At 66.3% G+C, this 22,063-nt stretch carries 21 protein-coding genes; 11 read left to right on the top strand and 10 right to left on the bottom strand.

Annotated elements, in window-relative coordinates:
* Positions 1-22: 22 nt before the first annotated feature.
* The 7 genes from IQ16_RS07160 to IQ16_RS07130 form a co-directional block, all read right to left on the bottom strand.
* Entirely contained in the window at positions 23-1,567 is a 1,545-nt protein-coding gene (locus IQ16_RS07160; RefSeq protein ID WP_018647595.1) for an AMP-binding protein, read from the bottom strand.
* Positions 1,560-2,075 carry a (2Fe-2S)-binding protein gene (locus IQ16_RS07155; protein WP_018647596.1) on the bottom strand — a complete coding sequence of 172 codons (516 nt, stop codon included), beginning with the start codon at positions 2,073-2,075 and terminating at the stop codon, positions 1,560-1,562. Before IQ16_RS07155 ends, IQ16_RS07160 begins: the two co-directional genes overlap by 8 nt.
* Entirely contained in the window at positions 2,072-2,887 is an 816-nt protein-coding gene (locus IQ16_RS07150; RefSeq protein ID WP_026312741.1) for an FAD binding domain-containing protein, read from the bottom strand. The genes IQ16_RS07155 and IQ16_RS07150 overlap by 4 nt, the downstream gene beginning before the upstream one ends.
* A complete protein-coding gene (locus IQ16_RS07145) occupies positions 2,884-5,883 on the bottom strand; it encodes a xanthine dehydrogenase family protein molybdopterin-binding subunit (RefSeq protein WP_026312742.1) in 3,000 nt (999 codons plus the stop codon). The genes IQ16_RS07150 and IQ16_RS07145 overlap by 4 nt, the downstream gene beginning before the upstream one ends.
* Before the next feature lie 142 nt (positions 5,884-6,025).
* Positions 6,026-6,865, bottom strand: coding sequence for a helix-turn-helix transcriptional regulator (locus IQ16_RS07140; RefSeq protein ID WP_018647598.1), 840 nt, complete (start codon positions 6,863-6,865; stop codon positions 6,026-6,028).
* Between the two features lie 106 nt (positions 6,866-6,971).
* Entirely contained in the window at positions 6,972-8,387 is a 1,416-nt protein-coding gene (locus IQ16_RS07135; protein WP_018647599.1) for a UbiD family decarboxylase, read from the bottom strand.
* 26 nt (positions 8,388-8,413) lie between these two features.
* Entirely contained in the window at positions 8,414-9,034 is a 621-nt protein-coding gene (locus IQ16_RS07130) for a UbiX family flavin prenyltransferase (protein ID WP_026312743.1), read from the bottom strand.
* A gap of 176 nt (positions 9,035-9,210) precedes the next feature.
* Here IQ16_RS07130 and IQ16_RS07125 point away from each other — a divergent pair, with 176 nt between their 5' ends.
* The 5 genes from IQ16_RS07125 (at position 9,211) to IQ16_RS07105 (ending at position 13,901) form a co-directional block, all read left to right on the top strand.
* The gene (locus IQ16_RS07125) at positions 9,211-10,179 is read left to right on the top strand and encodes a LysR family transcriptional regulator (protein WP_035668151.1); all 969 of its coding nucleotides are present in this window, start codon (positions 9,211-9,213) and stop codon (positions 10,177-10,179) included.
* A 97-nt stretch (positions 10,180-10,276) separates the two neighbouring features.
* Positions 10,277-11,095 carry an AraC family transcriptional regulator gene (locus IQ16_RS07120; RefSeq protein WP_018647602.1) on the top strand — a complete coding sequence of 273 codons (819 nt, stop codon included), beginning with the start codon at positions 10,277-10,279 and terminating at the stop codon, positions 11,093-11,095.
* 105 nt (positions 11,096-11,200) lie between these two features.
* The gene (locus IQ16_RS07115; RefSeq protein WP_026312744.1) at positions 11,201-11,890 is read left to right on the top strand and encodes an O-methyltransferase; all 690 of its coding nucleotides are present in this window, start codon (positions 11,201-11,203) and stop codon (positions 11,888-11,890) included.
* A 15-nt stretch (positions 11,891-11,905) separates the two neighbouring features.
* A complete protein-coding gene (locus IQ16_RS07110; RefSeq protein WP_018647604.1) occupies positions 11,906-12,658 on the top strand; it encodes a siderophore-interacting protein in 753 nt (250 codons plus the stop codon).
* Between the two features lie 202 nt (positions 12,659-12,860).
* Entirely contained in the window at positions 12,861-13,901 is a 1,041-nt protein-coding gene (locus IQ16_RS07105) for a Bug family tripartite tricarboxylate transporter substrate binding protein (protein ID WP_018647605.1), read from the top strand.
* Positions 13,902-13,904: 3 nt separating this feature from the next.
* Here IQ16_RS07105 and hydA read toward each other — a convergent pair whose 3' ends face one another.
* Complete coding sequence (gene hydA, locus IQ16_RS07100) at positions 13,905-15,314, bottom strand: dihydropyrimidinase (protein ID WP_026312745.1); 1,410 nt, start codon at positions 15,312-15,314, stop codon at positions 13,905-13,907.
* Between the two features lie 11 nt (positions 15,315-15,325).
* Complete coding sequence (locus IQ16_RS07095) at positions 15,326-16,039, bottom strand: maleate cis-trans isomerase family protein (protein WP_035668155.1); 714 nt, start codon at positions 16,037-16,039, stop codon at positions 15,326-15,328.
* 231 nt (positions 16,040-16,270) lie between these two features.
* Here IQ16_RS07095 and IQ16_RS07090 point away from each other — a divergent pair, with 231 nt between their 5' ends.
* The 6 genes from IQ16_RS07090 (at position 16,271) to IQ16_RS07065 (ending at position 21,708) form a co-directional block, all read left to right on the top strand.
* On the top strand, positions 16,271-16,981 hold the full coding sequence (locus IQ16_RS07090) for a GntR family transcriptional regulator (protein ID WP_026312746.1): 711 nt from the start codon (positions 16,271-16,273) through the stop codon (positions 16,979-16,981).
* A gap of 2 nt (positions 16,982-16,983) precedes the next feature.
* Positions 16,984-17,733: an aspartate/glutamate racemase family protein gene (locus tag IQ16_RS07085; protein ID WP_026312747.1), complete on the top strand. Its 750-nt coding sequence runs from the start codon at positions 16,984-16,986 to the stop codon at positions 17,731-17,733.
* A gap of 112 nt (positions 17,734-17,845) precedes the next feature.
* Positions 17,846-18,967: an ABC transporter ATP-binding protein gene (locus IQ16_RS07080; RefSeq protein WP_145831325.1), complete on the top strand. Its 1,122-nt coding sequence runs from the start codon at positions 17,846-17,848 to the stop codon at positions 18,965-18,967.
* Positions 18,964-20,010 (top strand): ABC transporter substrate-binding protein, encoded by a 1,047-nt coding sequence (locus tag IQ16_RS07075; RefSeq protein ID WP_018647610.1) that lies wholly within the window; start codon positions 18,964-18,966, stop codon positions 20,008-20,010. Before IQ16_RS07080 ends, IQ16_RS07075 begins: the two co-directional genes overlap by 4 nt.
* A 19-nt stretch (positions 20,011-20,029) precedes the next feature.
* On the top strand, positions 20,030-20,893 hold the full coding sequence (locus tag IQ16_RS07070; protein ID WP_018647611.1) for an ABC transporter permease: 864 nt from the start codon (positions 20,030-20,032) through the stop codon (positions 20,891-20,893).
* On the top strand, positions 20,893-21,708 hold the full coding sequence (locus IQ16_RS07065; protein WP_026312748.1) for an ABC transporter permease: 816 nt from the start codon (positions 20,893-20,895) through the stop codon (positions 21,706-21,708). The genes IQ16_RS07070 and IQ16_RS07065 overlap by 1 nt, the downstream gene beginning before the upstream one ends.
* Here the strand turns inward: IQ16_RS07065 and IQ16_RS07060 are convergent, their stop codons facing one another.
* Positions 21,709-22,044 (bottom strand): hydroxyisourate hydrolase, encoded by a 336-nt coding sequence (locus IQ16_RS07060; protein WP_026312749.1) that lies wholly within the window; start codon positions 22,042-22,044, stop codon positions 21,709-21,711. It lies immediately after the preceding gene.
* Between the last annotated feature and the right edge of the window lie 19 nt (positions 22,045-22,063).

Below are 22,063 nucleotides of genomic sequence, written 5' to 3'. Positions count from 1 at the left end.
CCTTCTGTTGATGGGGTGATGATCAGGCGGCGTCCGACGGCGGCAGGCGCTCGGCCTCGTATTCTCCAGCGACGAGCAATCGCCGCAGCAGCTTGCCGACCGGCGATTTCGGGATCGCGTCGACGAAGACGTAGCGGCGCGGCCGCTTGAAATTGGCAAGGCCCGAGGTGCGGCAGAACTGCTCCAGCTCGACTTCCGAGACCGCGCGGTTGCGCTTGACGAAGGCGGCGACGACCTTGCCCCACCTCTCATCAGCGACGCCGACCACCGCGACCTCGTCGACGGCGGGGTGCAGCGACAGGCAGCTCTCGATCTCGACCGGCGAGACGTTCTCGCCGCCGGTGATGATCATGTCGTCGACGCGGCCGGTGACGAACAGGTCGCCGTCGGGATCGACGTAGCCGGTGTCGCCGGTGAAGTACCAACCCTCGCGCAGCGATTTTGCATCGGCCTCAGGGCGCCGCCAGTACCCCTCAAAGGCTTCGTCGCCGGCAAGCGTAGCAATGATCTCGCCCTCCTCGCCGACCGCAGCAAGATCCGCGACCGACCGCGCGCCGATGCGCACGACCTTGACGTGCTGGTTCAGCCCCGCCTTGCCGGCCGAGCCGGGCTTTGCCGCCGCGTTCTGATCGATCGTAAAGGTGTAGATCTCCGAGCTGCCGTAATGGTTGACGAACAGGTTTGGCTTGAACGCCACGTTCAGCTTCTTGAGCAGGCCGTCGGTCATCGACGCGCCGGCAAAGCCGAGCTTGCGGACGCTGGAGACATTGGTCCCGGCAAAGGCCTCGTGATGGACGAGGTCGTGATAGAGCGTCGGCACCAGATAGAGATTGGTGATCGCTTCCTGCTCGATCAGCGCCAGCGCCTGGCGGCTGTCATAGCGCGGCAGGCAGATGAACGTGCCGCCGATCAGCGACATCGCCAGCAGCGAGCGGACGCCCATGGTGTGGTAGAGCGGCATGACGCCGAGCGTGCGCTCGCCGCGGCCATAGAGGTTTTGCGCGACATGGGCAATCGCGGCGGTGCGTTCGGCGCGATGCCGGCGCGGCACGCCCTTCGGGCGCGAGGTCGTGCCTGACGTATAGAGCATGATCGACCAGGCATCGGCGCCGACGCGCGGCTCGGCGTCCGGCGCAGCGTTTTTGATCAGATCGGCGAAGCTCGTCGCCTCACCAATCCCGGGATCGACGGAGACGCCCAGCAGCCTGCCTGCCAGCGCCGCCCCCTGCACGGCTTCGGCGGAGATGTCCTGATAGAACACCGCGCAGGCCTCGGCGTTCTCGATGCAGTAATCGAGTTCGTCGGCCTTGGCGCGCCAGTTGATCGGCGTGATCACGAGGCCTGCGAACTGGCAGGCCCAGTGCAGCGTCGCCGCCTCCCAGCGGTTTTGCAGCAGCGTGACGACGTGATCGCCGGGCTTGAGGCCAAGGCGGTCGAAGGAGGCCACCAGCGCGGAGATCTTGTCGTACCACTGACGGTAGGTCAGGCGGAGATCGCCGTCGATCAATGCAACAACGTTGGGATCGCGCGCGGCGCTGGCAACGAAGCTGCTGGCGAGATCAAGCATCAGACGTCTCTTTTTTGGAAGTGAGCTCGGCGGCGGCATCTAACGCCGCCTGGATGATCGGGGTGTAACCGGTGCAGCGGCAGATATGCCCGCTGAGGAGATCGCGAATCTCCGCTTCGGTCGGATTTGGGTTCTTGCCGAGATAGTGGTCCAGCGACATCAAGATGCCGGCGGTGCAGAAGCCGCACTGGAGCGCGTGGTTGCGGCGGAAGGCCTGCTGCAGCACGCCAAGCCGGTCGGCCGAGGGCGCAATGCCTTCGACCGTTTTGAGCTCACAGCCATCGACCTGCGCAGCAAGCGTCAGGCAGGACCGGGTCAGCATGCCGTCGACGACAACAGTGCAGGCGCCGCAGACGCCGTGCTCGCAGCCGACATGGGTGCCGGTGGCACCCAGCTGGTGGCGCAGGAAATCGGACAGCAGCATGCGCGGCTCGGCCTCGGCCTCGACCGGCTTGCCGTTGAGCGAGAACCGGACCGCATGCCGCCGATCGGCCTTGAGACGGGTCATTGCAGCACCTCGCGGATCAGATCGCGGCCGATCATGCGCACGAGGTCGCGGCGATAGCGCGCCGTGGCGTGGACGTCGTCGCGCGCACCGAGTTCGTAGGCAAAGGCATTGAGGGCATCATCGAGGGCGCTGCCCTCCAGCCGCGGCCAGTCGCGCGCTGTCGGAACGTCGGCGACACCGCCGACGGCGAGACGCACGCCGTTCGGCGTTTTCATCGCCGCGCAGGCAACGATGGCAAAATCGCCGTGGCGGCGCGCCACCTCGCGGAAGGCGACGCGCGATCCCTTGATGACGGGCAGCGAGATGCCTTCGATCAGCTCGTCGTCGGCGCGCGCGGTCAGCATCATGCCGGCGAAGAAGTCCTTGGCAGCAACGCGCCGCCGACGCCTGGCGTTACGCAACAACACCTCGCCGCCGAGCGCGACCAGCGCCAGGGGCATCTCGGCACTGGGATCGGCATGCGCGAGCGAGCCGCAGATGGTGCCGCGGCTGCGGGTCTGCACGTGCCCGACCCAGGGCAGCGCCAGGGCCACCAGCGGCAGCGCCTCGGCAAGGTCGGGCCAGGCCAACAGATCCGCCTGGCGCACGCCGGCGCCGATGACGACGGCATCGTTCTTCCGCTCGATCTGGCGGAGTTCTTTGATCCGCATGATGTCAATCAGCAGCTTCGGCTTGGCGAGGCGCATGTTGAGCATCGCCATCAGCGACTGCCCGCCGGCGAGCACACGGGCATCGCCGCCCTGCTGCGCGAGCCCTTCGACCACGTCACTGATGCTCCCGGCCCGGAGATAGTCGAATGCGGGCGGCTTCATCGGCGTCCCCCGAACAGGCTGGCCATCTTCGCCAGCAGCGCGAACAGCGAGAAACCTCCGCCTTCCGCGCCACCACCACCGGCCTTGCGCGCGAGCGCCGTGAAGAACTGGCCGATGATCACGCGCGTCGCGCCATCGAGCAGACGGCCGCCGATGCTGGCGACCTTGCCGCCGATGGAGGCGTCGTAGCTGTACGTCAGTTTCGTTCCGCCGTTACCGTCGGGCGCAAGCGTGATGCGTCCCTCCGCGCTGCCGAAACCGAGTGCGCCGGTGGCGCCGCCGCGCAAGGTGACCGCGCGTGGCGGATCGAGATCGAACAGCTCGACGTCGGCACGATAGCGGCCGGTAACGGGACCGATGCCGAGCGTGACGTCGGCGCGGAAATGCCTGTCGGTGACCTTGTCGACGCGCTGGCAACCGGGAATGACCGACTGCAACGTCGCGGGATCGAGCAGCATCGCCCAGACCTGCTCGGGCGCGCCCTTCACCGTGGCCTGTCCTTCGCCGCGCAGCCGCCGGTCGCCTTCGCGAACAGGCGCAACAGCCGCGCCTGCGGGAGGCGGCGGCTCGGCGCCGCGCACGAGCTCAGCCAGCCTCGCCGGCACCAGCGGCAGAGTGATGTCGGCAACGCCCAGCGCATCCGCGACCGCATTGGCAAGGCACACCGGCGTCGACATGCAATTGCCTTCGCCGACGCCCTTGGCGCCGAGCGGCGTGAACGGCGACGGCGTCTCCATGTGGAAGATCTCGGGCTCAGGCACCTCGGTCGTGGTCGGCAGCAGATAGTCGGCGAGCGTACCCGTCAGAAAACTGCCGTCCTCGGCATAGCCATATTCCTCGAGGAGCGCCGCACCGAGCGCCTGGGCAAAGCCGCCGCGGATCTGACCGTTGACCATGCCCGGGTGCAAAATGGTGCCGCAATCATGCATCGTGACGTAGCGGTCGATCCGCGTCTCCAGCGTCGTCGGATCGATCTCGACGCCGCAGAAGTCGAAGATGAAGCCGTGGCAGAGCGAGGAGTTGATGCGGTCGTCATCGTCGGGCGGCGTCAGCTCCGGCGGCGTCCAGAACGCGGTCTCGCGGATGGTCTGGCCGGCATCGTCAGGCAGCGAGCCCGGCGACCAATGGCTGAGCGCAGCGACGCGCGAGAACGCGATCCGGTTCTCCGGATTGTGCTTCGAGGCGACGAAGCCCTTTGCAAACACGATGTCGGCGGCCTCGACGTTCAGCTGGCTCGCCGCAATGCGCGCGACACGGTCAGCGACGCGCTCGGCCGCGATCTTCGCCGTGCCGGCCACGGCCGCGGCAAAGCGACTAGCGTAATTGCCTGAAGCGATCGACCAGGCGTCCTTGGCGGTGTCGATCTCGGTGTTGACGCGAATGTCCTTCGGCTCCAGGCCAAAAACGTCGGCGACGACCTGCGACAGCACGGTGCGATGGCCCTGCCCCTGTGGCACGGAGGCGACGTGAACGGTGACGCTGCCGACGGGATCGAGCCCGACGGTCGCGGTCGCCTGCGCGCCGTTCTTGGGACCTGCCTTGCGGCGCTCGGCCGCCGTCAGCACGGTCGTGATGTAACCCATGTTGGAGACGCTGGGCTCGACCACGGCGGTGAATCCGATGCCGTAGAGACGCCCCTCGGCCCGCGCCTCGTCCCGCTTTGCTTTCAGCTCCGCAAGCCTGCCCTGCTCGACCGCGCGCGCGACCGCTTCCTGGTAGTTGCCGGAGTCGAGCAAAGCACCGGTCGCGGTGCGATAGGGAAACGCGCCAGCCCCGATCAGATTGCGCCTGATGACATCGAGCGGATCGAGGTCAAGCCCGATCGCGATGCGGTGTACCAGCCGCTCCAGCGCGAAATAGACCTGCGGGCCACCAAAGCCGCGGTTGAGGCCGGTCGGCGTCTTGTTGGTGACGACGACGCGGTTGCGGACCTTGACGTGGCTGATGTCGTAGGCACCGGTCAAATTGCCGTGCATACGGTAGAGCGTCGCCGGCTCGGGCGCGCGCAAATGAGCGCCGCAATCCTCGACCTGGTCCCAGTCGAGCGCGAGGATCTTTCCGTCGGCCGCAACTGCCGCTGCCAGCGTCGTCGCGCGATTGGTCGCCGACACCGAGGCGGTGAGATGCTCGAGCCGGTCCTCGATCCACTTGACCGGCCTGCCCGTGATGCGCGCCGCGGCGGCGATCAGCACGATATAGGGAAACACGCCCTGCTTGACGCCAAAGCTGCCGCCGGAATCCGGCGGCGTGCGCAGCCGTAAGCGATTGCCCGGCACTTTCAACGCACGCGCGATCACGGTGTGGATGCTGAAGGGGCCCTGGAAGTTGGCGAGCACCTCGTAGGCATCCTCGCCTGCGTCATGCGAGGCAACGACGCCATAGGTCTCGATCGGCGTGCAGGAGTTGCGGGGATAGCGGATGTCGATGGAGAAGCGATGCGGCGCGTCCGCGAACGCCTTCTCGGGATCGCCGTAGCGGAACGAGCGGTCGCTGGCGAGATTGCCGGGGAAGCCGTCGTGCAGCACGGGCGCGCCAGCTGCGATCGCACCAAGCGGATCGACCACCGCGCCGCGCGGACGGTATTCGACGTTGATCAGCTCCGCCGCATCCTCGGCGCGTGCACGATCCGTCGCGACCACTACAGCAACGGGCTCGCCGACATAGCGCACGCGGTCCATCGCGATCGGCCAGCACTCCACCGGCGCCTTCACGCCGACGACAAGGCTTGTCGTGACGGCCTTGACGTCGGCGCCGGTCAGAACCGCGGCGACGCCCGGAAGACGCTTGGCAGCTTCAGCATCGATGGAAAGAATATCGGCATGCGCGTGCGGCGAGCGCAGGATGGTCGCGTGCAGCGTGCCGGGCGCAACGCCGAGATCGTCGATGAAGCGGCCGCGACCGGAGAGCAGCGCGGCGTCCTCGACGCGCTCGATCGAGCGCCCGACCCACGGCTCATCGCCATGTCCCGGATTTGCGGATTTGACCGCCTGCAACATGTCCCGGCATACCTCCCGACGCGTTCTTTGACGCGACGGTGACACTTGTCAGGACGGGGGTGCAGGGCCCATACCGCCCGCTCTCACGACTTACCAAATCGTCTCATTCGAGCGCGTGCGGCGCAATATCAACCCGCGAGACTCAACCCGCGAGACGCGAGACGTTGCGAAACTCGCGCGGGCTGACGCCGGCGTGATCGCGGAAGAAGCGCGTGAAATGCGCCGGCTCCGGAAAGCCGAAGCGCTCGCTGAGCTCGCCGAGCGGCGTGTCCTCGCGCATCACAGCGTCGAGGGCCCGCTCCATGCGGACGACGTTGAGATAGATCTTTGGGGAGACGCCGAGCGAGGTCTCGAACAGACGGAAGAACTGCGCGCGCGACAGCCCTGCGCCCTTCACGAACTGATCGACGCTCCCATAGGAATCCTGCGCGCGCATCGCATCCATGGCGCGGCGAATGCGCCAGTCGCAGCTCACTGCGCTCATGCCGCGGATCGAGGTCGGAAAGCTGCGCCACGGCGTGAAGCGCTCGATCACCGCGATCATCAGGTCGGACAGCGTCTGCTCGTGGGTCCGCACCGCATCCGGATTCGCCATCATTTCAGCCGCCAGATGCAGCGTGAGCTGGCGGATGCGCGGCGAGACCTCGCCCGAGGGCCGCTCGAAAAAGCCGGGCGCGCCGCTCGCGGCCCAACCGGGGCGGAACTCTTTCAGCCATTCCGGCTCGATATAGAGTGCCATGATCAGCGTGCGCGGCCGGTTGACGTCGTGCACATAGGCGTGCGGCTTCCAGCCGTCGACGAGCACGGCGGCGGTGTCCGTGAGCGGCGTGACCTGGTCCCCGACCAAAAATTGCGTGTCGGCGCCCTCGACCTTGAGCAGGACATGGCAGTGATGATGGGCGTGACGGACCAGCGAACGATCCATGTCGAGCAGAGCGACCCTGCCGAAAGCGCCATGAGCGATGCGCAGGGCCGTCGACATCAGTTCCTTCCTCCCAGCGTTGCGCTGCAAAACGATTGGCTTGTTGGCGCGGCACTATAAGCAGCACCCGCTTCATATTCCAACCGCGCAAACGGACGCAAGCCGGTCATGTCAGCGCCTCCGCGAGAAGGCGCGCGACCGCGGCACTGGGATCGGCCTGCAAGGCCGTGGCGAGGTCGACCTCCTCCTCGCCCTTGACGCGAATGCGCTTGTAGGCGAGCTCGGGCGCGCTGACCGGCGCGGTCGCGTCCAAGCCCATCTTGGCGCTGATGCCGTTGTCGGTGGTCGGATCGAGCTTCGAGCCGAGCGCGCCCGACACGACCATGAGATCGCGGTCGGCCTGGAAGCGCGTCGCCACCGCCCATTCGATCTCCTCGGACGAGGAAATATCGACGTCCTTGTCCACCACGACCACCTGCTTGATGTCGTAGTGCGCGCCGAACGCACACATCATGATGTTCTTGGGCTCGCCGTCATTGGTCTTGTCGATCTTGATCGCGAGATGATAGCGGCAGGTGCCGCCGCGCGTGAGGCGAACGTCGAGCACACCGGGAAAGCTGCGGCGCAGATGCTGAAGCAACGTCGCCTCGCGCGGCACGCCGCCGAGGATCAGGTGCTCGAAGCCGCCGCCGACGATGGTGTGGAAGATCGGCGCCTTGCGATGGGTGATCGCGTCGACCTCGATCACCTCACGATTGGCGCGCGGGCCGTAATATTGGGGGAATTCGCCGAACGGGCCCTCCGGCTCGCGCACGCCCTGCAGGATGCGCCCCTCGATCACGATCTCCGCATGGGCGGGCACGCGGACCGAATTGGTGCGACACTTCACGACATCGATGGGCGAGCCGAGCAGCGCACCGGCAATCGCCATCTCGTCCTCGTCGAGCGCGGCGATCGCTTGGGACGCCAGCATCAACGCCGGATGCGCGCCGATCACGATCGCGATCTCCAGCGCCTGTCCCAGCTCCTCGGCAAGGCGGTAGTACGAGAAGGTGTGCCGCGGCAGCAGCAGCACGCCGATGCGGTTCTTGCCGGAGATCTGGCAGCGGTGGATCGAGACGTTCTGAACGCCGGTCTTCGGGTTGCGTGCGATCAGGAGCCCCGCCGTGATGTAGGGGCCGCTGTCGCGCTCATTGTGCTTGGGCACCGGAAGCTGGCGCAGCAGGTCGACGTCGTCATGGACGACCTCCTGCACCGGCCCGCTCGCGACCTCCTGCGTCGGCAGCGGATGGCTCGCGGCAGCGAGGAACCGCGGCAGCAGCTGGTCCTCGGTGACGCCGATGGACTCGGCAACCCAGTCGCGGCCGGTAAAGAGATTCGCGACGACCGGGATCGCGTGCCCGTCGGGGCGTGGAAACAGCACGGCGCTGTTGCGCTCCAGCCGTTTTGCGATGGCGGCGAGTTCGTCCGACAGCGCAACGCCCTCGCGCGCGATCGCGAGCTTGCCGCGCTCAGCGAGATAAGCGAGCCAGGCGCGCAGATCGGCAGGCGAGCCCTTCTTCGCAACATTGTCCATTTGCATACGGGTCTTTCCTTAAGGTCTTCCAGTCAGGGCGCGATCTTGCGCAGCGACGGCGAGCGGCGCTTGAGCGCCTCGTCCTCGCCCCAGCGGCGCACGACGCCGATATCGATGTCGTAGAGGTCGAGTACGCGGCCGACGGTGTGCTCGATCATGTCTTCGAGGTTCTCGGGTTTCGCGTAGAAGGCCGGCACCGGCGGCGCGATGATCGCGCCCATCTCCGAGAGTGCCGTCATCGTCCGGAGGTGCCCGGTGTGCAGCGGGGTCTCGCGCACCATCAGCACCAGGCGCCGGCGCTCCTTGAGCACGACGTCGGCAGCCCGGGTCAGCAATGTCGTGGTCACGCCCGATGCGATCTCGGACATCGAGCGCATCGAGCACGGCGCCACGATCATCCCGGCGGTGCGGAACGAGCCGCTCGAGATTGCGGAGGCCATATCGTCGATCCCGTGGTTGACATTGGCGAGCGCCCTCACCTCCGCAATCTTCAGGTCCGTCTCGTAGGCGAAGGTCTGCTCGGCGGTCTTCGACATCACCAGATGCGTCTCGACGCCGGCATTGCGCAGGAGCTGCAGCAGGCGCACGCCATAGGTGACGCCCGAGGCGCCGGAAATGCCGATGATCATCCGCTTGGGGCTGGCGTCCTGCATATTTTTGGCTTCGCTCCCGTGGATCGTGCGCCCTCTGAGGTCCACGTTCATCCGCGCCAAGACTAGGCAATCGCAGCCATCACCACAAATAATGATTGATTATATTATCGATCATCTGAGATGATGATCCGCGAGGGGATCAGCGACCGAAGGACACGCCCGTGGAACTCAGGCAGATGCAATATTTCCTGTGCCTGGCCGAGGAGAGGAACGTCACCCGGGCGGCACGCCAGCTCAACATCGTGCAGCCGGCGCTGAGCATGCAGATCGCCAAGCTCGAGGCCGAGCTCGGCCAGAAACTGTTCGATCGCAGCGTCCAGGGCATGAATCTGACCAGCGCCGGCGAGGCCCTGGTGCGGCTGACGGCGCCGATCGTGCGCGACGCCGAATATGCGCGCCAGGAGATGGCGCAGCTCGGCGGACGCATTTCGGGTCGCGTTTCGGTCGGCCTCATCACCTCGGTCGCGCAAAGCACGATGGCGAGGTCGTCGGCGACAGTCGCCAGCCGCTATCCCGAGATCACGCTGTCGGTCTGCGAGGGCTACACCGAGACGCTGGTCGACTGGGTCAACACCGGCCAGCTCGATTTCGCGCTGATCAACGTGCCGCGCCGCAAGACGCCGCTGGCCGCGCATCACGTCATGGACGAGGAGATGGTGTTCGCCTGCCGCAAGGACGGACCGATCAAGCCGCCTGCAAGACTGCGTTTCGACCACATCGCGAGTTTCGACCTCGTGCTGCCGTCCAAGCGCCACGGCCTGCGCGTGATCCTCGACGAGCACGCCGCCGCAATTGGCATCGACCTGCGCCCTCGGCTCGAGCTCGATACGCTGCCCGCGCTCTGCGACGTCATCGCGACCACCGACTTTGCGACGGTGCTGCCGACCATCGCGCTCCGGCAATCGCTGGCGGGCGGTACCATCCGGGCGCATCGCTTCGATGCGCAGAGGATCGTACGCTCGATCGCCTGGGTGCATCACCCGCGGCGCGCGGTGTCGGCGGCGGCCAAGGCCGTGCTCGATGTCATCAGCCACGATCTTGCACAGGCCGCGGCCGTGGCGCGCGAGTTTGTGGAGCCCTCCTCCGGCGGCAAAAGCTCGGCTTCCCGCAAGGAGGGCCGAAAGCCGCGGAAGCGAGCCAGTTAGAACCAATCGAGATTGCCGCCGTCTGCGTTGAATCTCGCAATCGCAAGCCGATATTGTCGATACCACCCATCGCGTCTGGATCCGCCATCCTCCCGCCATGCCCTTCTTTCAGCTCAACGACGACCATATTGTCCCCGATGATCTCGAGGGCTTCGACCCCGAGACCGTGCCGCGCGCCATCACCGCCTTCGGCGGCCGCATGGCCACCAAGGGCATGGAGCTGGCCATGCACGAGCATCGCAAGGACGAGCTTGTCCTGACCTTGCGGGGCATCGTCAGGCTCGAGGCGGGGCACGGCGTCTGGATCGTGCCGCCGCGCTGCGCGGTGTGGATTCCCGGCCATGTCCCGCACAGCGTCACCGTGATCGGCGATGTCGAGATGTATTGCCTGTTCGTCGAGCCGGATGCGGCCCCGACATTGCCGCGGCAATGCTGCGCGCTGTCAATCTCGCCCTTGCTGGCAAATCTGCTGGAGCACGCGGCCCACATGCCCGTCATGTACGACGTCGGCGGCGCCGACGGCCGCATCGCCACGGTGCTGCTCGACCAGCTCTCGGCGGCGCCCGTCGAAGAGCTGCGCTTCCCGATGCCTGTAGACGCCAGGCTGCGCCGGATCGCCAGCGCGATGATGGAAGATCCCTCCGACCGCGCGACGATCGACGATTGGGGCCGGCGCATCGCCGTCGCGCCACGCACCCTCACCCGTATCCTGCAACGTGAGACCGGCATGAGCTTTGGCCGCTGGCGCCAGCAGCTCCACATCCTCATCGCACTTCAGCGCCTCGACCAGGGCGCCTCGGTGCAAACAGTCGCGCTCGATCTCGGCTATGAGGGCGCGAGCGCCTTCGTCACCATGTTCCGCAAAGCGCTGGGCAAGCCGCCGGCGCGATATCTGGCCGAGCGCCGCGCGCACTGACCGGAAATCGCAATCGATTGTCCCGTTAGCGGAATGCGGTCGCAGCTGCGATTTCGTATCCAGGCTCCGAAGCGCCGGTCGGCGCATATCAAGGGAGCTGGATACATGGATTCGATCAGCAGTGGCCTCGTCGCAGAGGTCCTTCACCGTCTTCATCAGGAAGCGGAGATCGCCGACGCGCCGCTGATGCAGGCCTTCATGAATGAAGGCACGAGCCGCGAAGAGATGATCAGCCAGGCCATCGCGGCCGAGAGCCGCGATCTCAATGAAGTCTACCAGCGGTTTGCGAACAATTTTCTCAGCGTCTCGCCGCGGTTCGGACGCTTCCTCTACATGTGCGTCCGCGCCTTCAAGGCCGAGCGCATCGTCGAATTCGGCTCCTCGATGGGGATTTCCGCGATCTACATGGCGGCAGCGTTGCGCGACATGGGCGGCGGCCGTCTGATTGGGACCGATCTCGAACCCGGCAAGATCGAGCGCGCTCGCGCAAACGTCGCGGCTGCGGGGCTTGCCGACTTCGTCGAGTTCCGGCTCGGTGATGCCCGCGAGACGCTCAGCTCTGGCGTCAGTGAGATCGACATGGTGATGCTCGACGGCGCCTTCACCCTGTATCTTCCCATTCTCAGGCTGCTGGAGCCCCATTTAAAGCCCAGCGCGCTCATCGTCGGCGAGAATGCGCTCGAGGAAGCCTCGGGCTACGTCAATTACGTCCGCGATCCCCGGAACGGCTATCTCTCTCTGTCGCTGCCACTCGATCCCGGCCGCGGCAACGAACTCACCGTCAAGACCAGATAGTCCGGGAGCCAGACCTTGATCGAGCCCGGTCAGACGCCGCAACTCTCCGAGCCATCGCAGGTCCCGCAAGGTCGCGTCACGCGCATGTTGCTGCGATGGCTGATGCGCCCTGCACGCGTCGTGACCGTCGAGACGCTATCGCCGCACTTTCGGCTGATCGAGCTCGAAGGCGAGGCCCTCAAGGACGTCGCCTGGACCGCGGGGCAAAAAATCCAGGTCGCGATCGGCGCGGGCCTGAGCGCGCGCACCTACACGCCGATGTCGTGGGACGTGCGCGGCAGGACACGACTCCTTGCCTTTACGCATGGCGACGGCCCCGGCGCCCGATGGGCGAGCGGCTTGCGCGAAGGCGATATCTGCCAGTTCTTCGGGCCGCGCCGCTCGCTCGACCTCGCCGGCCTCGAGGCACCTGTTGTGCTTTTCGGCGACGAGACGTCGTTTGGCCTGGCGGCGGCCTTGCGCGACAATTTGCGGGCAGGTGGTGCACTCCACATGCTCGAAGCCACGGATGTCGCAACGTCGCAGCAAGTGCTGGAGGCCATCAGCCTCGGCCAGGCGAGATTGATCGCGCGCAGCACCGGCGAGGATCACCTCGCGACCGTTGAAGCGGAAATGCTGCGTCTTGCTGCAAACGGAGCGCAGTTCATCCTGACCGGCAAGGCATCCTCGATCCAGCGCATCAGCCGTGCGCTGAAAGCCGCGGGCGTCGCATCGTCGCGGATCAAGGCCAAAGCCTATTGGTCGCCCGGCAAGACCGGACTGGATTGAGCCTCATCTCGCTCGGACAAGATGTCGCGCCCACCGCAGAATGAGACGCGTTGGTAAGTTTTGAGACGAGCAGGCATGACGACCGCGGCAGCCTGCTCGCTACGGTCCAGGCGCAGAAAATCGCGACCTGGCTTCATCCCGACTCCCGTCCCGGACGATCCCAGGGCTCGCACAAAGAGACAGTCGGGAGATCCAATCCGAGATGGCACGGTTCGGTCGCAGCAAGAACACGGATAACACAGCTGGGCATGCTGACGGTTTTCATCCCGATCGGAGGTCGTTGCTCGCACTCGGCGGTGGTGCCCTGCTCGCCGCTACAGGACTGCGTCCTGCGCAAGCACAAGACTATCCCGCCCGCCCGGTCCAGGTGCTGGTGCCCTTCGCCGGCGGCAGCGCCAGCGATGTCATCACGCGCATCCTGCTCAACCGCATGTCCACGTCACTGGGCCAGGCCTTCGTGGTCGACAACCGTCCCGGCGCCGGCGGCAATATCGGCACCGCGGCCGCGGCGCATGCGGCCCCCGACGGCTACACCTTGCTGATGAGCACGTCCGGCCCGCTGGCCGCGAACAAGTCGCTCTACAAGGAGCTTCCCTACGATCCGCTGAAGGATCTCACCCCGATCGGGCTGTTCGCCACGATGCCCAATGTCATCGTGATCAATTCCAAGCTGCCGCCGAAATCGCTGGCCGAGCTGATCGACTACGCCAAGGGGCATCCGCGCGAGCTGAACTACGGTACGGTCGGCGTCGGCTCGTCGCAGCATTTGTCGGCGGCCTATTTCGAGCAGCTCACGGGCACCGAGCTCACGCACGTTCCCTACCGCAACATCGCCGCCTACACGCCGGACTTCATTGCAGGGCAAGTGCCCCTCGGCTTCCAGCTGTTGCCGAACGTCCTCGGCCTGATCAAGAGTGGCGATGCGCGCCCGCTCGCGGTGGCCAGCGACAAGCGCATGACGGCGCTGCCGGATGTGCCGACCGCGGCCGAGGCCGGCCTCAAAAACTACGAGAGCGCGGCCTGGCTTGCGCTGCTTGCGCCGGCGAATACCGACAAGGCCGTGATCGACAAGCTCTACAAGGCGATGATCGAAGCCGTGAACGATCCGAAGGTGCGCGCCCTCTTCGTCGAACAGGGCGCTGAGCCGCTGGTGATGGACCCCAAAGGCCTGACCGATTACATGACCACGGAAACCACGAAATGGGCCGGGATCATCAAGAAGATCGGCATCGAGCCGATGTGACGATCACACCAGGCTCGACTTGCCGCGGCTCAGCACCTCGCCGGCGCCCTTGTCGCCGACGATCCTGCCCTGCTCGTACACGACGCGGCCACGGGCAATGGTCGTGACGGGCCAGCCGGTGACGTCAAAACCTTCCCATGGCGTGTAGTCCGCGCCGTGGTGCAGGTCGGCCTGCTGGATCTTCTTCCTCAGCTTGGGGTCCCACAGCACGACATCGGCATCGAAGCCGACGCCGATCGAGCCCTTGCGCGGATAGAGGCCGTAGATGCGGGCGTGGTTGGTCGCGGTCAGCTCGACGAACTTCTGCAACGTAATGCGTCCCTTCGAGACGCCCTCGGAGAACAGGATCGGCAACCGGGTCTCGACGCCGGGAATGCCGTTCGGCACCCAGCGGAACGAGGTGCGGGCGTTCGGCGTCAGCTTGCCCTTGGGATCGTCGTAGCGGAACGGGCAGTGATCGGACGAGAAGGTCTGGAACACGCCTGTCGTGATGCCCTCCCAGATCGCCTGCTGGCTCTCGGCATCACGCGGCGGCGGCGAGCAGACATACTTCGCGCCCGTGATGTCCATGTTGAGGCCCTTCATGTCGTCGGCCGTGAGCGTGATGTATTGCGGACAGGTCTCCGCATGAACAGGCAAGCCGCGCTGCTGAGCCCAGCGCACCTGCTCCATCGCCTCGCGGCCCGAGACATGCACGATCATGATGGGAACGCCGATCACCTCGGCATGGCTGATGGCGCGATGCGTCGCCTCGCGCTCGACGGCCTGGGGCCGCGAGGTGCCGTGATAGTAGGGCGCGATGTGGCCTTCGCGCTCCAGCTTGCTGGTGAGGAAGCGGATGGCGTCGTAGCCCTCGCAATGGACCATGACCAGCGCCTCCTCGCGGCGCGCGACCTCGAACACCTCGAGCAGCTGCTTGTCGCTGAGCACGAGGTCGTCATAGGTCATGAACACCTTGAAGGAGGTGTAGCCGTCCTTGACGAGGGCCGGCAGCTCCTGCCCGAGCACGACCGCGGTCGGATCGGAGATGATGAGGTGGAAGGCCGTGTCGATATAGCATTCGCCTTCGGCGAGCTTGCGATAGTTCTCGACACAGGTGCGCAGGGACGTGCCCTTCTCCTGCAGCGCGAAGGGCAGCACCATGGTGTTGCCGCCGGCCGCCGCCGCGCGCGTCGCCGAGGCGAAGTCGTCGGCCATCACCACGTCGGGGCCCGAGGCTTGCGAGATATGGACATGGCTGTCGATGCCGCCCGGCAGCGCCAGCAGGCCCGTCGCGTCGATCTCGCGCGCCGCGCCCTCGATGCGCTCGGCGATGCTGACGATGCGGCCGCCCTGAATGCCGATATCGGCGCGAAACTCGTCGCTGGCCGTCACGATGGTGCCGCCGCGAATGGCGAGATCGAGCTGGGTCACTGTTGTCTCCGTCACTTGATGACAGCCGATGTCTGGAAGATCCGGCCCCACTGTGCAAGGGTCGTGATGTCGCCGCCGGCGAGGTCGAGGGATCGCCACAGCGTCACCGCGACCGAGTCGAGCACGGCGATATCCAGCTCCCGCTCCAGCGTGGCCGCAAGCGCCGCACCATCGAGATTGGTGCAGAGGATGACGATGACGTCCGCGCCCTCCGCCGCCACGGCGCGGATCATGTCCGCGATCGTCGCCGGCGCCACCTCGCCAAAGGAAAAGTTGTCGCGCAAACCGAGGTGCCGCTCTGCGTGCGGGGCGATCCCCTCCTCGGCCCAGACATCGCCGATCCGCCGCTGCACGTCGTCGGTGTAGGGCGAGACCAGGCCGACGCGCTTGGCGCCGAGCGCCCGTGCGGCATCGATGCAGGCGAGCGTCGACGTCGTCGCAGGCACACCCGTGCGTGCGGTGATCGCCTCGCAAAGACTTCGGTCGCGGCCGATGCCCAGCCAGCTTGCGGAGGTGCCGTTCCAGGCGATCGCGTCGACCTTGGCATCGGCCAGCAGGTCCGCGGCCGGCAGCATCACCGAGGCGTCGAACTGGCTCAGTGCAGCGGCGTCGAGCGCGATCTCGGTGACGCGGAAGCGCGCGAAATGCGCGGTGACGCCGGAGACGCCCGCCAGCATGGCGCTGGTGACGGGCTCCAGCACCGAGTTGGAGGACGGCGTGATCATGCCGAGACGCTTGCGCAAGACTACATCGATCACGATCGCTCCGTTGCCGCGGAGCGCATCAACGCTCCCTCGAAACGATCATCGGCATCCCCGGCGCTGCGCGCAACCCGCAATTTGCATACTGCATGCAATTTGTTCGATATGCATTTGTTTTAAGCCACATACGTCGCCTATTTGGGCATCGCCTTCGGCTCGGAATGGCTAGGATGAGTTGCAAGCAGGAAATCTCGCGTGCAGCAGAAATCCGAACCGAACCCGGGACGAAAGTCGCCCAAACTCAAGCGGATGGGCCTGCATGAGCGCGCCGCTGCGCGGATGCGGACGATGATCATTCGCGGCGAGCTGCCGCCGGGCTCGCAGACCCAGGAGACAAAACTGTCGAAGGAGCTCGGCGTGTCGCGCACGCCCTTGCGCGAGGCGATGAAGGTGCTCGCCGCGGAAGGGCTGATCGAGCTTCGTCCCAACCGCAGCCCGCGCATTGCCGATATCGCGGTCGAGGGCATCTCGGAATTGTTCGAGGCCCTCGCCGGCATCGAGCGGCTCGCTGCCGAGCTTGCCGCGGTGCGCGCCACCGACCGCGACCTCGCGCGCCTGCGCACGCTGCAGACCCGGATGGAGGGTCATCACCGCAACGGCAAGCTCGACGAGTATTTTGCAATCAACGGCGAGATCCACAACACCATCGTCCGCATGGCCCGCAACACGCCGCTGCGCGAGGCCCACGAGACGCTGATCTCCCGCGCCGAACGCGCGCGTTATCTCGCGCTCGGCGCCGACAGGCGCTGGAGCAATTCGGTCGACGAGCACGCCGATATCCTGGCCGCGCTGGAGGCACGCGACGGCGACGCGGCCGGCCGGCTGCTCGGCGCCCATGTCGCGCGGACCGGCACGGCGCTGCTCGAAGTTCTCGCGACGTCCAAGCCAAAGCAGACGGCGGCATGACCATGAAGCTGCTGCTGCTCAACCCGAACACCAGCACCGCAGTGACCGACCTGATGATGGGTGTCGGGCAGCGCGCGGCCGCATCGGGCACCGAGCTGATCCCCTGCACCGCGACGCGCGGCGTGCCCTATATCGCGACGCGCACCGAGGCGCAGATCGGCGGCGCCAGCGCGCTGGAGATGCTGGCCGAGCAGCACATGAAGGTCGACGCCGCAATCATCGCGGCGTTCGGCGATCCCGGCCTGTTCGCCGCGCGCGAGACCTTCGACATTCCCGTGGTCGGCATGGCGGAAGCCGCGATGCTGACGGCGTGCATGGCCGGACGCCGCTTTGCCATCGTCACCTTCGCCCAGGCGCTGGGGCCCTGGTACGAGGAATGCGTCCGCGCCCACGGGTTGTGGGAGCGCTGCGCCGGCATCCGCATGCTCGATACGCCGTTTCAGGCGATCTCCGAGGTCGGCACCGAGAAGGAGGAGGTGCTGGTCGAGCTCGCCCAGCGCGCCATCGTCGAGGACGAGGCCGATGTGCTGATCTTTGCCGGCGCCCCGCTCTCGGGCCTCGCCGAGCGCGTCGCGGACCGGATCCCCGTCCCCGTGGTCGATCAGGTCATAGCGTCGGTGAAGCAGGCCGAAGCCCTTCATGCGCTGCGCCTGCGCAAGGCAACGGCGGGCACGTTCCGCCGGCCCGCAGCCAAGCCCACCATCGGACTTGCCGACGCGCTTGCCGCCCGGCTCGAGCATCGCGACAGCTAATCAAAGAGGCGGCCGGCGATGCGAAAGGTTCAATCCATTTCCGATCGAACAGCCGGCGGCAGACCGGGGCACGAGACTTGCTTTCTCCTCTGGGGCAACGGGAGGCAACACCATGGCTGAAGCGCAAGGCGGACGGTCACTCGTCGTCGATGCGGTCACCCACCGCTATCCGAGCGGCGCACTCGCGGTCGAGAACATCAATCTCGACATCAAGGGCGGCGAGATCATCGCCCTGCTCGGCCCGTCCGGCTGCGGCAAGACCACGCTCTTGCGCATCATCGCCGGCTTCATCGCGCAGACGCAGGGGCGGATCATCATCGGCGACGACATCGTCGATGCGCTGCCGCCGAACAAGCGCGCGGTCGGCATCGTATTCCAGAACTACGCGCTGTTTCCCCATCTCAGCATCAGCGAGAACGTCGCCTACGGCCTCGCCGCCCGCGGCATCCACAAGGCCACGCGCCAGCGCGAAGCGCAGCGCCTGCTGGAACTGGTGCAGCTGCCTGCTATGGCCGAGCGGCTGCCGCGGCAGCTCTCCGGCGGCCAGCAGCAACGTGTTGCGCTCGCCCGCGCGCTCGCGATCAAGCCGTCGATCCTGCTGCTCGACGAGCCCTTCGCCGCGCTCGACAAGAATTTGCGACTGGACATGCAGATCGAGGTCAAGCGGCTGCAGCGCGTCTCCGGCATCACCACGCTGATCGTGACGCACGACCAGGAAGAAGCCCTCTCGATGGCCGACCGCGTCGCCGTGCTGAGCCATGGCAAGCTCGAGCAGTTCGGCTCGCCGTCCGACGTCTACGACCGCCCGCAGACGCTGTTCGTCAACACCTTCGTCGGCTCCACCAACCGCATGCCCGGCGTCGTGGTCTCGGCGGATCGCACGGCGGCAAAGGTGCGGCTCGATGCCGGCTCGGAGATCATCGCGCGGCCCGCGGGCGGTACGCTCAGCGAAGGCGGCCGCGTCACCGTCTGCATCCGGCCCGAGCATCTGCAATTCGTCGGCGACGAGACCGGCTTTGCCGGCGTGGTCGGCATGTCGCTGCCGCTGGGTGCCACCGTCGTGCACGAGGTCACCACCGCCGACGGCTCCGGCGTCAAGGTCTCCCAGGCGCGCATCGGCGAGACCCGCGCGCTGGAGAACGGCGCTGCGGTGCGCCTCGCGCCGCTCGCCCCATCGCTCGCAACGCCTTTCCCGCAACGCTTTAGATCCAGTCCAGAGGGGAGTTCGACATGATCATGAACCGCAGAAGCCTGCTGACCACGGCGCTCACACTCGGGGCCATGAAGGCGTTTCCCGGCCTGAGCTACGCCCAGGCCCGCCCGCTGGTGTTTGCGACCTTCACCGGAAGCTGGGAGGAAGCGCACAAGGCCGTGCTGGTGCCGGCGTTCCGTAAAGCCAATGCGGACGCCGCGATGGTGCTCGATCCCATGCTCTCGGTCGACCAGATCGCGAAGGTCAACGCCGCCAAGGCCAATCCGCCGATCGACGTCATGCTGCACGATCCCGGCCCCGCCCTCGTCGCCATCGGCCAGGATCTGGTCGAGCCCTACCCGGTCGAGAAGAGCGCATACTACAAAGACCTGATCGCCGAGGCACAGGAGCCGATGGGCCCCGCCCCTTTCTTTCAGGTCGTCGGCCTCACCTACAATCCGGAAGCCGTCAAGACGCCGCCGACCTCATGGGCCGATCTCTGGAAGCCGGAGTTCAAGGGCCGCGTCGGCATCACCAACCTCAACTCGACGCTCGGCACCGGCTGGCTGGTCGAGATCGCCAAGATGCGCGGCGGCTCGGAGGCCAATGTCGATCCCGGCTTCAAGGCGCTGGAGGAGCTCAAGCCCAATCTCGCGGCGGTCGCCGCCAATCCCGGCGCGCTCGCGACCCTGTTCCAGCAGGGCCAGATCGACATCTCGCCGGGCAATTTCAACGCCATCCAGATCCTGAAGGCGCGCGGCGTGCCGGTCGAGTTCGTTGCGCCGAAGGAAGGCGCGATCGCCTTCAAGACCACGATCCACATCGTCAAGAACTCGCCCAACCGCGAGCTCGCCTTCAAGCTGATCGAGGCGGCGCTGACGCCGGAGGTGCAGACCACGCTGATGAACCCGCCCTATCTGATCGTGCCGACCAATTCCAAGGTGACGATGGGCGGCGAGATCGCGCGCGTGCTGGCCAAGGACACCGCCGAGCTGAAGCAGAAGTTCGTGTTCCAGGACTGGAAGAAGATCAACGAGCAGCGCTCGGCCTGGATCGAGCGCTTCAACCGCGAGATCAAGATCTAAGACCTTGAAGGCTTAAGCCATGGGCGCAGCACCGGCATCACGGGACGTCACGTCCTACGGAATGGGATTGGCAGCACCGCTGGCGCTGTTCTTCCTGCTCTTCTTCGTCGCGCCGCTGCTGCAACTGCTCTGGCTCTCGCTGCACAACGACACGGCCGGGCTCCATTGGGGGCTCGGCCAGTACCTGCACTTCCTGACCGATCCCTTCAGCCTCGGCGTGCTCGGCTCGACGCTGCTGCTGGGCGCCGAGGTGACGGCCGTCTGCCTCGTGCTCGGCTTTCCCATCGCCTGGCTGTATCAGCGGGTCGGGCCAAAGCTCCAGACCATCATCATCCTGATCGTGCTGCTGCCGCTCCTGACCAGCGTGGTGGTCCGCACCTTCGCCTGGATCGTCATCCTGGGCCGCCAGGGCATCATCAACGCCACGCTGCAATCCTTGGGGGTCATCGATACGCCGCTAAAACTGCTCTACACCCAGTTCGGTGTGGTGATCGCGCTGGCGCAGGTGCAGATGCCGCTGATGACGCTGCCGCTGATCACCGCGCTCGGCCGCATCGATCCCAATCTCGACGATGCCTCCTGCTCGCTCGGCGCCGGAAGCTGGCGCACCTTCTTCCGGATCGTGCTGCCGCTGTCGCTGCCCGGCGTCATCGCCGGCTGCACGCTGACCTACGCCGCCGCGATCACCGCCTTCATCACCCAGTCGCTGGTCGGCGGCGGGCAGATGCTGTTCATGCCGATGTATCTCTACCAGCAGGCCTCGACGCTGCAGAACTGGCCGTTCGCGGCCGCGATCTCGATCATCTTCCTGCTCGCCGTGCTCGCAGTCGTCTCGGTCTTCACCACGCTCGGCCGCATGTCGCGCGGCTATGGAGGCGCATGATGAGCGGCCGCAAGCGCACTCTTGAGGCGATCAGCTTCGAGCTCGTCATGACCGTGATCGCGGTGATCGCGCTTGCCATCATCATCGCGCCGTCGCTGGTGGTTCTGATCGTCTCCTTCACCAGCGGCTTCTCGCTGCGCTTCCCGCCGCCCGGCTATTCGCTGCGCTGGTACGCCGAGCTGTGGAATGCCTGGCAGCTGCATTTCGCGGCCAAGAACAGTCTCATCGTGGCCGTGTGGGCAACTAGCCTGTCCGTCGTCCTCGGCGTCGCCGCGGCGCTCGCGATCTCCAGGTCGCGGACGCTGTCGGCGCGGCTGCTCGATTCCCTCTTCATGTCGCCGCTGGTGCTGCCGGCGCTGGCTTTTGGTCTGGCTGCGCTGATGCTGTTCTCGCTGGTCGGCCTGCCGGTGTCGCCGCTGACGCTGGTGATCGGCCACACGGTTGTGTGCGTGCCCTATGTCGTGCGCAACACGGTCGCCGCGCTCGCTCAGCTCGAGCCGACCCTGCTCGAAAGCTCGGCGGTGCTCGGCGCGAGCCGCCTCTACACGTTCCGCCGCATCGTGTTGCCGCTGATCCGGCCGGGCATCATCGCCGGCGCCTTCATCGCCTTCATGTCGTCCTTCGACAACGTACCGGTGTCGCTGTTCCTGCGCGATGCCGCGACCGACATGCTGCCGATCCGGATGTGGCAGGATCTCGAGGGCAAGCTGGATGTCACCATCGCCGCGCTGTCGGGCGTGCTGATCATCGCGACCGTCGCGCTGGTCGCGGTGATGGAGCGCATCACCGGCCTGTCGCGGCGGCTGACCAACTGATCAGGCACCGCGAAACAGCGAATAGCCCCAGCGCGTGAATTTCAGCGGCAGATGAAAATGCTCGTCAACGTTCTTGATGCGGAAGCGGAACGGCGTCACGGTCAGGAAGCCGTCGCGCTCGCCAAAGAACTCGCCGAGATGAAACAGCACCTCGTACTCGCCAGCCGTCACGCCTGCGCCTTGCGCAACGGAATGATCGAGCACGCCATTGGCACCGAGCCGCCCGTCGGCGATGCGCAGCGAGTCCGGATCGATCCGCCAGATTTCGACGCGCAGCCCCTGCGCCGGACGCCCGCTCGCCACATCGACCGCGTGAATGGAAATGCCGCCTGCCACAATGTTCCTCCCATGAGCG

Origin of the sequence: Bradyrhizobium huanghuaihaiense (assembly GCF_007830635.1) — a bacterium.
Taxonomy (GTDB): Bacteria; Pseudomonadota; Alphaproteobacteria; order Rhizobiales; family Xanthobacteraceae; genus Bradyrhizobium; species Bradyrhizobium huanghuaihaiense.
The sequence above is the reverse complement of the archived record's forward strand: the minus strand, read 5'-3'. Positions and strand labels throughout refer to the sequence as shown.

Bases quoted from the DNA above. Each gene is read 5' to 3' on its own strand.
- IQ16_RS07160 (WP_018647595.1), bottom strand. From the start codon at position 1,567: ATGCTTGATCTCGCCAGCAGCTTCGTTGCCAGCGCCGCGCGCGATCCC.
- IQ16_RS07155 (WP_018647596.1), bottom strand. From the start codon at position 2,075: ATGACCCGTCTCAAGGCCGATCGGCGGCATGCGGTCCGGTTCTCGCTC.
- IQ16_RS07150 (WP_026312741.1), bottom strand. From the start codon at position 2,887: ATGAAGCCGCCCGCATTCGACTATCTCCGGGCCGGGAGCATCAGTGAC.
- IQ16_RS07145 (WP_026312742.1), bottom strand. From the start codon at position 5,883: ATGTTGCAGGCGGTCAAATCCGCAAATCCGGGACATGGCGATGAGCCG.
- IQ16_RS07140 (WP_018647598.1), bottom strand. From the start codon at position 6,865: ATGTCGACGGCCCTGCGCATCGCTCATGGCGCTTTCGGCAGGGTCGCT.
- IQ16_RS07135 (WP_018647599.1), bottom strand. From the start codon at position 8,387: ATGCAAATGGACAATGTTGCGAAGAAGGGCTCGCCTGCCGATCTGCGC.
- IQ16_RS07130 (WP_026312743.1), bottom strand. From the start codon at position 9,034: ATGCAGGACGCCAGCCCCAAGCGGATGATCATCGGCATTTCCGGCGCC.
- IQ16_RS07125 (WP_035668151.1), top strand. From the start codon at position 9,211: ATGCAATATTTCCTGTGCCTGGCCGAGGAGAGGAACGTCACCCGGGCG.
- IQ16_RS07120 (WP_018647602.1), top strand. From the start codon at position 10,277: ATGCCCTTCTTTCAGCTCAACGACGACCATATTGTCCCCGATGATCTC.
- IQ16_RS07115 (WP_026312744.1), top strand. From the start codon at position 11,201: ATGGATTCGATCAGCAGTGGCCTCGTCGCAGAGGTCCTTCACCGTCTT.
- IQ16_RS07105 (WP_018647605.1), top strand. From the start codon at position 12,861: ATGGCACGGTTCGGTCGCAGCAAGAACACGGATAACACAGCTGGGCAT.
- IQ16_RS07095 (WP_035668155.1), bottom strand. From the start codon at position 16,039: ATGATCACGCCGTCCTCCAACTCGGTGCTGGAGCCCGTCACCAGCGCC.
- IQ16_RS07085 (WP_026312747.1), top strand. From the start codon at position 16,984: ATGAAGCTGCTGCTGCTCAACCCGAACACCAGCACCGCAGTGACCGAC.
- IQ16_RS07080 (WP_145831325.1), top strand. From the start codon at position 17,846: ATGGCTGAAGCGCAAGGCGGACGGTCACTCGTCGTCGATGCGGTCACC.
- IQ16_RS07075 (WP_018647610.1), top strand. From the start codon at position 18,964: ATGATCATGAACCGCAGAAGCCTGCTGACCACGGCGCTCACACTCGGG.
- IQ16_RS07070 (WP_018647611.1), top strand. From the start codon at position 20,030: ATGGGCGCAGCACCGGCATCACGGGACGTCACGTCCTACGGAATGGGA.
- IQ16_RS07065 (WP_026312748.1), top strand. From the start codon at position 20,893: ATGAGCGGCCGCAAGCGCACTCTTGAGGCGATCAGCTTCGAGCTCGTC.